This is a genomic window from Pseudomonas sp. S3_C06, from assembly GCF_054667675.1.
The window spans coordinates 6,035,899-6,049,638 of record NZ_CP162747.1 but is presented as its reverse complement, the minus strand read 5'-3'; the positions used below and the strand labels follow the sequence as shown (position 1 = coordinate 6,049,638).

The 13,740-nt window shown below is 62.8% G+C and carries 2 protein-coding genes (1 of these 2 only partly in view); both read right to left on the bottom strand.

Annotated features, from left to right (window positions below):
- Window positions 1-1,420: the beginning of a non-ribosomal peptide synthase/polyketide synthase gene (locus AB4N44_RS26885; protein WP_460158141.1), read on the bottom strand. Its footprint begins 12,107 nt before the window's first position; only the first 1,420 of its 13,527 coding nucleotides appear in the window; it begins with the start codon at window positions 1,418-1,420; the stop codon falls past the left edge of the window.
- The gene (locus AB4N44_RS26880) at window positions 1,420-13,740 is read right to left on the bottom strand and encodes a non-ribosomal peptide synthetase (RefSeq protein ID WP_460111359.1); all 12,321 of its coding nucleotides are present in this window, start codon (window positions 13,738-13,740) and stop codon (window positions 1,420-1,422) included. Before AB4N44_RS26880 ends, AB4N44_RS26885 begins: the two co-directional genes overlap by 1 nt.

Here is a 13,740-nt window from a genome sequence, read left to right as displayed (position 1 = left end):
CTTGCAACAGGTTTTGCCAATGACGCGCCAGACGCTCGACCGTTTCCGGCTTGAACAGATCGGTAGCGTAGGTCAGCTCGGCGGCGAAACCGTCATTCGATTCATAGGTATTGAGCGTCAGGTCGAATTGCGCGGTGCGCCCTTCCCACTGCACATCTTCGACGCTCAGCTGCGGCAGTTGCACCGCGCTACGGCCCTGATCACGGCTGGTCTGGTGGTTGAACATCACCTGGAACACCGGGCTGTGGCTCAGGCTGCGCTCGGGTTGCAGCGCTTCGATCAACTGCTCGAATGGCAGATCCTGATGTGCCTGCGCGGCCATCGCCGCTTGCTTGACCTGCGCCAACAGCTGGTTGAACGGCAACTGGCCGTTGACCTCGGCATTCAGCACCTGGGTGTTGACGAAGAAGCCGATCAGGCCTTCAGTCTCGACCCGATTGCGGTTGGCGGTCGGCACGCCGACGCGAATCTGCGCCTGACCGCTGTAGCGATGCAGCAACGCCTGAAACGACGCCAGCAACACCATGAACAGGCTCGCGCCTTCGCGCTGAGCCAATTGTTTGAGCGCATCGCCGAGGGCGGCTGGCAGGTCCAGTTGCAGACGTGCACCGCGAAGGCTTTGCACCGCCGGACGCGGAAAATCGATCGGCAATTCCAGCACCGGCTGCTCGCCGTCCAGCGTCTTGATCCAGTAAGCCAGCTGCCGCTCGCGCTCACCCGCTTCCAGCCAGTGACGCTGCCAGATCGCGTAGTCGGCGTATTGCACCTCCAGTTCCGGCAATGCCAGTGGCTGCCCGGCGGTGTCGGCGGCGTAATGCTGGATCAACTCGTTGACCAGCACTTTGATCGACCAGCCATCGGAGATGATGTGGTGCTGGATCAACACCAGCACATGATCATCATCGGCGACTTTGAGTAATGCCACGCGCAGCAGCGGACCCTGTTGCAGATTGAACGGGCGCGCAGTTTCGCCTTCGACAAACGCCTTGATCGCCGCCTCTTCGCCAGCGGCGTCGAGGCCTGCCGACAGCGGTGCCAGGGTGATGCGCAGCGGCAATTGCGGGTGAATCACCTGGCAGAAGGTTTCGCCGTGCTCGGCAAACGTGGTGCGCAAACTTTCGTGGCGCGCGGCCACGGCATTGAAGCTGCGCTCCAGCGCCGCCACATCCAGTTGCCCCTTGAGGCGCAAGGCGCTGGGGATGTGATACGCGGTGCTGTGCGGGTCCATTTGCCAGAGGAACAGTTGGCGTTCCTGAGCGTACGACAGAGGAATCGCTGCAAACCCGGAACGTGTTTCCGGGATCGGCAGGTTGGCCGGAGAGACGCCCTCTTCGAGCATCTTTTCCAGGTACAGCTTACGTTTGTCCAGCGGCAGAGTGATAAAGCGCTTGGCTACCCTCAAAGCAACACTCTTGTCCATCAGACTTCCTCCATATCGTCAAGCAGGGCTTCCAGCTTGCTCAGTTTCTGTTCGTTGATTGCCCCGCCTCCTGTATCGAGTCGAGCGACAAATTCGCTCAGGACGGGGTGCTGGAATAACAGTTGCGGGGTCAGCGTCAGGCCCAGCTCAAGGGCCATGCGCGACACCACGTTGACCGCCAGCAGCGAGTGCCCGCCCAGTTCGAAGAAGTGATCGTTCAGACCAATGCGTTCAACCTCGAGCACCTGCTGCCAGATCACCGCGACCTGCTGCTCAAGCTCACTCTGCGGCGCGACGTACGCGGCCTGCACCTGGCTGGCATCCACCGCTGGCAGGGCCTTGCGGTCGAGTTTGCCGTTGGGCGTCAGTGGCAACTGCTCAAGGAACAGCAGGTGCGCGGGAATCATGTAGTCAGGTAACGAAGACTTGAGGCCAGTCTTTAGTCCGTCGCGCAGTTGCCGTTGCGCTTCGCCGTCGTACAGATCCAGTTGCGGGGCGACCACGTAGGCCACCAGTTGCGCACCGCCCTCTCCTTCAACGGTCAGCACCGCCGCTTCGGTGACCGCCGGTTGAGCGAGCAATCGCGCCTCGATCTCGCCCAGTTCGATGCGGAATCCACGAATTTTCACCTGATGGTCGATTCGGCCCATGTACTCCAGCGCGCCCTCTTCGCGTTCACGAATCAGGTCGCCGGTGCGGTACATGCGCTCGCCATTGCCGACGAACGGATTCGGCACAAAGCGCTCGGCGGTCATCGCCGCACGCCCCAGATAACCGCGGGTGATGCCGGCGCCGGACAAGTACAGCTCCGCCGAAACCCCTTGCGGCACCGCTTGCAGATCGGCGTCGAGCAAATGGCTGACGCTGTGATCAAGAGCACGACCGATGCGCGGTTGACCACCGGCGATGCGGCGGGTCCAGGTCGAATAGGTGGTGTCTTCCGACGGACCGTACAGGTCGTAGACATGCTCGACTGTCGACTGTTGATACAGCGCGTTGACAAGCCCTTGTTTGAGCGGCTCACCCGCCAGGTTGATGATGCGCACGCTCGCCGGAATCTGCCCGGCGCGTTGCAGCGCAGCGATCGCCGATGGCACGGTGTTGATCAGACGCACCTGATCGCGAGCCGGCAGGTTTGCCAGCTCCAAAGCATTGCGCGCGATGATCAGCGAACCGCCGTTGGCCAACGTGACAAACAGCTCCCACACCGACAGGTCGAAGCACACCGAAGTCGAGGCCAGCACGCCCTGGATGTCGTCGCGGCTGTAGACCTTGGCCGACCAGTCGATCAAGGCCATGACGTTGCGGTGAGCAATCGCCACGCCTTTCGGTTTGCCGGTGGAACCGGAGGTGTAGATGACGTAGGCGAGGTTGTCCGGCTGCACCGCCGTTTGCGGCGCGACATCTGAGTAACCGCTCAGCGAAACCTGATCCATCAGCAGCACTTGCGTATCGCCAGGCACGCTCAGCGTCGCAGCAACCGCTTGCTCGGTGAGCAACACCCGCGCACGGCTGTCTTCGAGCATGTAGGCAACGCGATCGGCCGGATAATCCGGGTCCAGCGGCACATAGGCGCCACCGGCCTTGAGCACCGCCAGCAAGGCAATCAGCAACTGCTCGGAACGCGGCATCGCCACGCCCACGCGCACTTCCGGGCCGACACCCAACTCGATCAGCTTGTGCGCCAGACGGTTGGCTTGCGCGTCCAGTTCGGCGTAGGTCAGTTGCGTATCGGCGAAGGTCACCGCCAGCGCATCCGGAGTCGCCGCCACTTGGCGAGCGATGGCTTGATGAATGCACTGCTCGGCGACGAAATCGGTGTCGACGCTCGTGACATTATCGATCAGGTTCAACTCGCTCAACGAGCGTTCACCTGCTGCAGCCATCTGCGTCAGCAAACGCTGCAGACTCGCGCCCAACTGCGCCACGCTCGCCGCCGCAAAACTGTCGCGCTGATAGCTGAAATGCACCGACAGTTGCGCGCCCATGCTCACCAGCAAGGTCAACGGATAGTTGGTCTGCTCCTGATTGACCACTGCACCGAAACGCAAACCCTGCGGCGCACCGCGCTCCAGCGCTTCGCCAATCGGGTAGTTTTCGAACACCATCAGGCTGTCGAACAGTGCGTCACCGCCCTGCCCGGCCCAGCGCTGAATGTCCGCCAGCGGCGTGTGTTCGAACTCGCGTGAAGCGAGGTTCTGCGCCTGCACGGCTTGCAGCCAACTGCCCAGACTCTGTTGTGCTTGCGGCTTGGCCACCACTGGCAAGGTGTTGATGAACAGACCGATCTGCTCCTCGGCTCCCGGCAGATCCGCCGGACGCCCGGCCACGGTCGCGCCGAACGCCACGCAGTCCTTGCCGGTGTAGCGCTGCAACAGCAACAGCCACGCGGCTTGCACCAGCGTGTTAACAGTGACTTTCGAGGCCCGGGCAAATTCACCCAGACGCACGCTCAGATCAGCGTCCAGCACTTGGTAATGGTCGCCATAACCGACATTCGGCAAAGCGTCGATTGGCCGTGCAATGGCATTGGCCAGACGCGTCGGCTCGTGCAGATTGCCCAGCGTCGCCAGCCAGTAGGCTTCAGCCGCCGTTGCATCCTGACGTTGCAGCCAACCGATGTAATCACGATAGCGACCCGCCGGACGTGGAACCGCTTCGCCGCGATAGTGCTGCAGCACTTCGCCGAGCAACTGCGCGCTGCTCCAGCCGTCCATCAGGATGTGGTGGTTGGTGTAGATCAGGTGATGACGATCAGTCGCCGTGCGCACCAGTACCAGGCGCAACAGCGGCGCGCAGGTCAGGTCCAGGCCCAGCGCTCGCTCCTCGTCAGCAAGGGTTTGCAGCGCCGCCTCCAGATCAACCTTGCCGTTCCAGTCGAGCACGCTGAACGGCACGTCCACCTGCCGCTGCACCACTTGCACCGGTTGCGGCAAGTCGCCCTGCCAGAAGAATCCGCTGCGCAGAATGTCGTGGGTATCCACCACTGCTTGCCAGGCCGCGCGGAAACGCTGCGGGTCGACGCCATCGACGTCGAGGCGCATCTGGTTGATGTAGTCGCCATTGCCGTGTTCGAGCAAGGTGTGGAACAACATGCCTTGCTGCATCGGCGACAGCGGATAGATGTCATCGATGCCTTGCGGTTCCAGCACCAGCGCATCCAGTTGCGCTTGCGACAGTTGCGCCAGCGGGAAGTCCGACGGCGTCACGCCACGGTTGCCGCTGTCGCAACAGTGGCCGATCAGCGCCGTCAGTTCCTGCACATAATCATCGGCCAGACGCTGAATGGTCGCCGCGTCGAACATGGCGCCACTGTAGGTCCAGCTCAGGTCCAGTTCGCCGCCGAAGACCTTGCCGTTCAATGCCAGCGGGTTGCCCAGCGGGCCTTGCATATTGACTTCTGCGCCGCCGGCTTCGCTGGTCGGTGCGAACAAGGCTTCATCGGCCGCATTGAAGCTGCCGTCGAACTGGCCCAGATAGTTGAAGGTCAGGCGCGGTGCCGGCAAGCCTTGCAGTGCCTCGCGAGACGGCGCAGCGCCCAGATGTGCCAGCGCACCGAAACCGATGCCTTTGTGCGGGATTGCCCGCAGTTGCTCCTTGACGTGTTTCAGCGAACCCCCCAGCTCAGCCACCGGCGACAGTCGCACCGGGAACACACTGGTGAACCAGCCGACGGTGCGGGTCAGGTCGATGCTGTCGAAGAGGTCTTCGCGACCGTGACCCTCGAGCAAGACCAACGCACTGTCGTCACCGGTCCAGCGCACCATCACTCGCGCCAGCGCCGTCAGCAGCAGATCGTTGACCTGCGTGCGATAGGCCTGCGGCGCATCCTGCAAGAGTTGACGGGTCAGGGCTTTGTCCAGTTTGCTGCGGATCGTCAGCGCCTGATCGTGTTGCTGCCCGCCGTGCGGATGGTCATAAGGCAAGGCAGCCGAGGCGCCTTGCAACTGCTGCTGCCAGAAGCTCAGTTCAGTCTTCAACGCAGGGCTTGCCGCATAATCCTGCAACGCTGCTGCCCAGGCTTTGACTGCGCTGGTCTTGGCCGGCAGTTGCACCGGGTTACCGGCAAGGATCTGCCGATAAGCGTTTTGCAGATCCTCGAACAGAATCCGCCACGACACGCCATCAACCACCAGGTGATGGACGATCAGCAACAGGCGTTGCGTACCGTCAGCCAGGTTCGCCAACACCGCGCGAATCAGCGAGCCGCCGCTCAATTGCAAGCTGCGCTGGGCCTTTTCACCCAGGGCCTCCAGCGCCGCGAGATCAGCCACATCGACTTGCCAGAGGATGGTCTCGCCGGCTTGCGTGGCAACGTCGCGGTATTGCGCGCCCCAGCCGTCAGCCTGCTCGACAAAGTCCAGGCGCAAGCTGTCGTGATGCAACACTAGCGCATCCAGCGCGTGTTCCAGCAGCTGCGGGTCCAGCGCCTGCGTTGGCTTGAGCATCACTGACTGGTTCCAGTGATGACGATCGGGAATCGCCTGCGCGAAAAATTCCTGATGGATCGGCAGCAACGCCGTGCTGCCGGTGACCGGTTGCTGATCGATCAATTGCAGCGCTTCTCCGGTCTGTGCCACCAACGCCAGTGCGGCGATGGTCTGGTGCTGGAACAGGTCTTTGGGCGTGAAGCGAATCCCGGCCTGCCGCGCGCGGCTGACCACCTGAATCGAAATGATCGAGTCGCCGCCCAGCTCGAAGAAGTTGTCGCTGACGCCCACTTGCTCAAGCTTGAGCACGTCCTGCCAGATCGTCGCCAGTTGCTGTTCCAGCGCGGTTTGCGGTGCAACGTAAGTTTGCTGCAGTTGGCTGACGTCCGGTTTCGGCAGGTTCTTGCGATCGAGTTTGCCGTTCGGTGTCAGCGGCATGCGCTCCAGACGCAGCACGTACGCCGGCACCATGTGCGCTGGCAACGTCGCCTTGAGTTGTGCACGCAGTTGATCGGTGAAGTCGGCACGGCTTGCATCGCCGACCACGTACGCCACCAAACGCTTGCCACTGCCGGCGCTACCTTCCTGGGCAACGACCACCGCTTCACGCACGCCGTCGAGGGCTTGCAGCGCCGCTTCGACTTCGCCGAGCTCGATGCGGAAACCGCGGATTTTCACCTGATTGTCGATGCGATCCAGATAATCGAACGTGCCATCGGCACGCTGACGGACCAGGTCGCCAGTGCGATAAAGCAAACCGCCGTTGGTGCTGAACGGATCAGCCACAAAGCGCTCGGCGGTCAGCCCCGGACGGTTCAGATAACCCCGCGCCAGCCCTGTACCACCAAGGTACAGCTCGCCGGCCATGCCTTGCGGCAGCAGGTTCAGATCAGCGTCGAGCACATAAGCGCTACGGTCGCCAATGCGGCTGCCGATTGGCGCATACGCGGCGCCACACGGCACCTCGCGCCCGGCCTTCCAGATCAGAGGCGTGACCACGGTTTCGGTCGGGCCGTAACCGTTGATGATGTAGTCCGGATCGAGCGCGCGCTTGACCCGCTCGAAACTCGCGTTCGGCACCGCATCACCGCCGAAGCAATAGATCCGCACTTTCGGCGGATTGCCAACGCGCTCGGCGTGTTCGGCCAGTTGTTGCAGGTACACCGGCGGGAATGCGACGACGGTCACGCCGTGTTCGATCATCGCGTTGTAGGTCTGCTCCGGCGTCCACAAGCTGTCGTCGCGAATCAGCAGCGACGCACCGTGGGTCAGGCTGGTCAGCCAGCGTTCGTGGGCACCGTCGAAGGCGAACGACATGAAATGGAATTCGCAGTCACTGTCGCGCATTTCATAGCGCTGACCGATGGCCTGGCAATGCATGGCCAACGGACCGTGGGCGACGCTGACGCCTTTCGGATTGCCGGTGGAACCGGAGGTATAAATCACGTAGGCGAGGTTGTGCGGATCGAGCTGCACGTGCGGCGCCTTGATCGGCAACTCGCGCAAATCGAGACGATCCAGTTCCAGCAGCGGTACCGATTCATCGACCGGCAATTGCGCCGACACCGACGAGTCGCTGATCAACAACGCCAGCCCGGAATCTTCGATCAGATAAGCCAGACGTTCGCGTGGATAGCTGGTGTCCAGCGGCACATAAGCACCGCCAGCCTTGAGCACGGCCAGCAGCGCGACGATCACCGACTCACTGCGCGGCAGCGCTACGCCAACGCGGGTTTCCGCGCCGACGCCACGGGCGATCAGCGCGTGCGCCAGTTGATTGGCTCGCTGGTCGATTTCGCCGTAGCTAAAATGCTGATCATTGAAAATCACCGCCGTGCGCTGCGGATTTTCTGCGGCCAGCGCGGCAATGCGCTGATGTACGCCGATGTCCACCGGGTACGGCTGCGGGTGGTTCTCGGCTTGCTGGCGCGCCTGCTCTTGAGCATCGGCCAAGGCGATCTCGCCGAGGTTGCGCTCGGCCGACAGGGCGAACTGCTCAAGCAATTGCAGCAGGTGCGCACTGATGCCGGCGATGACATCGCTGGCGAACTGGCCGCGATCAAAGCTGTAGTGCAACGCCAACTGCTGACCGAGGGTGACCGCCACGCTCAGCGCGTAATGGGTTTGTTCGAGATTACCGACATCACCGAATGTCAGCCCTCGCCCGGCCTGACTCAGCGCCTGGGCAATCGGGTAGTTCTCGAACACCAGAATGTTGTCGAACAGTGCTTCACCGCCCTGTCCGGCCCAACGCTGGATGTCCGCCAGTGGCGTGTGTTCGAAGTCGCGCAGGCTCAGATTCTGCGCCTGTACCGCTTGCAGCCAGCTGCCAACGCTTTGATCCGGACGCGGTGCGCCGATCACCGGCAAGGTGTTGATGAACAGACCGACCTGCTGCTCAATGCCCGGCAGATCCGCCGGACGCCCGGCCACGGTCGCACCGAACGCCACGGCTTCGTGACCGGTATAGCGTTGCAGCAACAGCAGCCACGCCGCTTGCACCAAGGTGTTGACGGTGACTTTTTGTTGGCGGGCAAAGGTTTCCAGCGCCTGGGTGCGCTGCACGTCCAGTGTCAGGTAATGATCGCCGTGGCCGCTCTGGTTCTCGCCAGAGGTGGCCGCGCGCGCCAGTCGGGTCGGCTCTTGCAGCGCGGCCAATTGACCGCTCCAGAAGTCCTGACTCAATTGGCCGTCCTGACGTTGCAGCCAGGCGATGTAGTCGCGATAACGCCCGCCGCCATTCGCCGGCGTGCGGCCGCTGTAGCGCTGCAAGACTTCGCCGAGCAACTGCGAGTTGCTCCAGCCGTCCATGAGGATGTGGTGATGGGTGTAAATCAGGTGCCATTGCTCGGCGCCGGTCTGCACCAGCAGCAGTCGCAGCAGTGGCGCACAGCTCAGATCAAAACCTTGCTGGCGCTCGGCATCTGCCAGCGCAGCGAGCGCTGCCGGCTGATCGTCGCGGTCGCGCCAGTCCAGCGTGCTGAATGGCAGTTGCACCTGCTTGTGGACGATCTGCACCGGCTGCGTCAGCTCACCCTGCCAGACGAAACCGCTGCGCAGAATGTCCTGCGCATCGACGGTGGCCTGCCAAGCGGCGCGGAAACGTTCGGGATCGAGACCCTCGACGTCGACGCGCAACTGGTTGATGTACTCACCCGCCGCTTGTTCATAAAGGGTATGGAACAGCAGGCCCTGTTGCATCGGCGACAGCGGATAAACATCATCGAGTTGACCTGCCGGCACCGGCAACCCATCCAGTTGTGCCTGGGTCACGCGCGCCAGCGGGAAGTCCGATGGCGTTGCCTGTGCGGCTTGCAACGTGCAGCAATGCTCAATCAGCGCATGCAGTTCCAGCGCGTATTGATCGACCAGATACTGCACGGTCGCGCTGTCGAACATCTCGCGGCTGAACCCCCAGCTCATCGACAGCTCACCGCCATAGACCTGGCCTTCCAGCGTCAGCCAGTTGGCCAACGGCGCTGCCGGATCCTGCGCAACGCCGCTGGTTTCAGCGGACGGCACGAACAGCGCCGCGTCGTCGAACTGACGATCGAACTGGCCGAGGTAGTTGAAGGTAATCCGTGGCGGCGCCAACTCCGCCAGTTCGGCGCGCACCGCCGGTGCCGCCAGATAACGCAGCACGCCGTAGCCCAGACCTTTGTCCGGCACGGCGCGCAGTTGCTCCTTGATCGACTTGATCGACCCGTCGAGATCGTCGGCGGCCGTCAGCTTGACCGCGAACAAACTGGTGAACCAGCCCACGGTGCGGGTCAGGTCGATGTCATCGAAGAGGTCTTCGCGGCCATGGCCTTCGAGTTCGATCAACGTGCCGGGCTGCTGGCTCCAGCGACTGATGGTGCGCGCCAGTGCGGTCAACAGCAGGTCATTGACTTGCGTGCGATACGCCGCCGGCGCCTGTTGCAGCAACTGACGGGTACGCTCGGCGTCGAGGCGCCATTCGATTTTCTCGCCGTGCAGGTTTTGCTGGCTGCCATCGGGACGTTCGCACGGCAGATCCTGCGCACCTTGATGCTGGGTTTTCCAGTAATCCAGTTGTTCATCGAAGCGTGCAGTGGCGCTTTCCAGACGCGCGGTCCAGCTCTGGAAGGCATTGGTCTTGGCCGGCAACTGAATGCCTCCGCCCGCCGAGCGCTGCTCGTAAGCCTGTTGCAAATCTTCCAGCAGCACGCGCCAGGAAACGCCGTCCACCGCCAAGTGGTGAATGATCAGGTTCAGGCGCTGAGTGCCATCGGCCAGCGTCACCAGCAATGCACGCAACAGCGGACCGTTCTGCAAATCGAGGCTGCGCTGGGCTTCGTTGCACAGCGTCTGCAGTTGTTCTGCGGACTCGGCATCGCGCTGCCACAAGTCAGCGCTGCCAACCAACGGGCCATGGCTCTGCTGCCAGCCGTCGGCGCTTTCGACAAAGCGCAGGCGCAACGCGTCGTGATGATTGATCACCTCGGTTAGTGCAGCATCGAGCCACTGCGCGTTCAAGGTGTCGCGCGGGGTCAGCAGCAGCGACTGGTTCCAGTGCTCACGCAGCGGCATCGCGCGGCTGAAGAAATGCTGTTGAATCGGCCCGAGCACGGCGTCGCCGGTCACCGGCCCCTGATCCACCAAGGTCTGATTATCCAGCGTGGCGACCAGCGCAAGGCTGCGCACCGTTTGATACTGGAACAGGTCACGCGGGCTGACGCGAATCCCGGCCTGCCGCGCACGGCTGACCACTTGAATCGAGATGATCGAGTCGCCGCCCAGTTCGAAGAAGTTGTCTTCGAGGCCGACGCGCTCAAGGCCGAGCACGTCCTCCCAGATCGCCGCCAGGGCTTTTTGCAGCGCATCCTGCGGCGCAACGAACGCCTGTTGCGGCGCGGCGTCCGGTTGCGGCAAGGCTTTGCGATCGAGTTTGCCGTTGGCCGTTACCGGCAGTTTTTCCAGCGTCATCAGGTAGGTCGGCACCATGAATTCCGGCAGGCTGCCGAGCAGCCACGCCTTGACGTCCTGCTGCCACTGTTCGTCCGGCTGAGCCTGTTCCAGCACCAGATACGCGACCAGATGCTTGCCGCCCTGCACCAGCACCACCGCTTCGCGCACCAGCGGATGCTGCATCAGGCGGGTTTCGATTTCACCCAGCTCGATGCGCAGACCGCGCAGTTTCACTTGATGGTCGAGACGACCAAGGTATTCGATCACCCCGTCGGCACGCTGACGAACACGGTCACCGGTGCGGTACAGGCGCGCGCCGTCATGGAACGGGCACGGCACAAAACGCTCGGCGGTCAGCGCCGGACGCTGGTGATAACTGCGCGCCAGCCCGGCGCCGCCCAGGTACAGTTCGCCGGCCACGCCACTCGGTACCGGCAGCAGCTCGGCATCAAGCACATGGGTGCGCAGGTTGGCGATCGGCCGGCCGATCGGCACGCTGTCGGCGCCTTCGTCAACACACGCCCAGTGGGTCACGTCGATCGCCGCTTCGGTCGGGCCGTAGAGGTTGTAGAGGCCGGCATTCGGCAGTTTGGCGAAGACTTGCAGTTGCGCGTCCAGTGGCAGCGCTTCACCGCTGCAGACGATGCGCTTGAGGCCGACGCAGCTTTCGACACCCGCCTCATGAATGAACGCCTGCAACATCGACGGCACAAAGTGCAACGTACTGATGCCGTGGCAGTTGATGATGTCGATCAGTTGCAGCGGATCGCGGTGCGCACCTGGCGCGGCAACCACCAGACGCGCGCCGGTCAGCAGCGGCCAGAAGAATTCCCAGACCGAAACGTCAAAGCTGAACGGGGTTTTCTGCAACACCGAATCGCTGGCGTCGATCGCGTACGCTTCCTGCATCCAGCACAAGCGGTTGACCAGCGCCGCGTGGCTGTTGCCGGCGCCTTTCGGTTTGCCGGTGGAACCCGAGGTGTAAATCACATAGGCCAGGTTCAGCGGATCGACGCTGACGTTCGGGCGGCTATCGCTGTAGCGGTCGAGCAGGCCCGGCTGATCCAGCGTAATGACCTGCACGCCGTCAGTCGGCAGCGATGCCAGCAAAGCATCCTGGGTCAGCAGCAAGTTGATGCCGCTGTCCTCGATCATGTACGCCAGACGTTTCTGCGGGTATTCCGGATCGAGTGGCACATAAGCGCCGCCAGCCTTGAGAATCGCCAGCAGCGCGACAACCATTTCCACCGAACGCAGAGCACAAACGCCGACCAGACTGTCGGCCCGCACGCCTTGTTCACCCAGCAAATGCGCGAGGCGGTTGGCCCGGGCATCCAGTTCGGCGTAGCTCAGGGTCTGCTCGCCGAACAGCAGCGCCGGCGCATTCGGCGTGCGCGCCACCTGCGCTTCGATCAGTTGATGGATCGGTGTTTCGGTCGGGTAAACCGCTTGGACGCTGTTCCAGTCGTGCACCAGCGTGTGCTGTTCCTCGGCCTCCAGCAGCGACAATTCGCCGACGCGTTGCGACGGATCGGCAACCATGGCCGTGAGCAGACGCAACCAGTGGCGCGCCATGCGCTCGATGGTCGCCGGCTCGAACAAGTCGCTGGCGTACGTCAGCGCCGCATGCAGCTTGCCGCCCTTCTCGTAGGTATCGAGGGTCAGGTCGAACTGGGTGGTACGGCTCTGCCAGTCGAGGCTGTTCAGCAGTAGACCGGAAGCAGTGCTGATGCTGGCGATGTCCGCTACTTGCGGCTGGTGGTTGTACATCACCTGAAACAGCGGCGTGTGACTGAGGCTGCGTTCCAGCTTCAGCGCTTCGACCAGTTGCTCGAACGGCAGATCCTGATGCGCCTGAGCGCCGAGCGCGGTGTCCTTGACGGCGCGCAGCAGATCGTCGACCCGGGTCTGCCCGTCCAGTTGGGTACGCAGCACTTGAGTGTTGACGAAGAAGCCGATCAGCCCTTCGATTTCGCCACGGTTGCGGTTGGCAATCGGCACGCCGACACGGATGTCGGTCTGGCCGGTGTAGCGATGCAGCAGCGCGTTGAAGGCACCGAGCAAGAGCATGAACAACGTGACTTGATGCTGCTGCGCGGTGTTGCGCAGTTGCCCGGCCAGTTGTTCATCGACAGCGAACTCATAGCGAGTGCCGCGATAGCTCGGCATCGCCGGACGCGAATGATCCAGCGGCAGCTCCAGCACCGGGTGTTCGTCGCCCAGTTGTGCTTGCCAGTAATCGAGTTGGCGCGCCTGTTCGCCCGCCTCCAGCCAACGGCGCTGCCACAAGGCGTAGTCGCTGTACTGGATCGGCAGCGCGGCCAGTTGCGGCTGCTGACCGGCATCGAACGCGTCATAGCAACGGATGAATTCGTCGATCAGCACGTTCATCGACCAGCCATCGGAAACGATGTGGTGCAAGGTCAGCAGCAGCACGTGCTCCTGATCGGCGAGCTTGAGCAACGTCACCCGCAGCAGCGGACCCACGGCCAGGTCGAATGGCAACACCGACTGTTGCTCGGCGGCCTGCATCACGGCCTGTTCACGCTCGCTGGCCGGCAGTGTGCTGAAGTCTTCATGGCGGATCACCAGCGGCGCGGTGGCTGGCACTTGCGACAGACTGTCATCGGCCTGGCGCTGGAACACCGTACGCAGGGTTTCGTGACGCTCGACCAGGCTGGCGAAGGCTTGCTCCAGTGCCGCCAGGTTCAAGCGGCCATTGAGCCGCACCGCGCCCGGCAGGTTATAGGCGCCACCTTGGGGATCCAGCTGCCAGAGAAACCACATGCGTTGCTGTGCGTAAGACAGCGCCTGCCGATCCTCGGCCTCGACGCCGGTCGGAATCGGAAACCGGGAAAAATCCACCCCTTCCCTCTGCAGGGCAGCGAGGAACATCTGGCGCTTTTCCAGGGGTAGCCCGATAAACCGGCGAGCAAGTTTCAGGGAGTCTTCAGCATTCAT

Bases quoted from the DNA above. Each gene is read 5' to 3' on its own strand.
- AB4N44_RS26880 (WP_460111359.1), bottom strand. From the start codon at position 13,740: ATGAATGCTGAAGACTCCCTGAAACTTGCTCGCCGGTTTATCGGGCTA.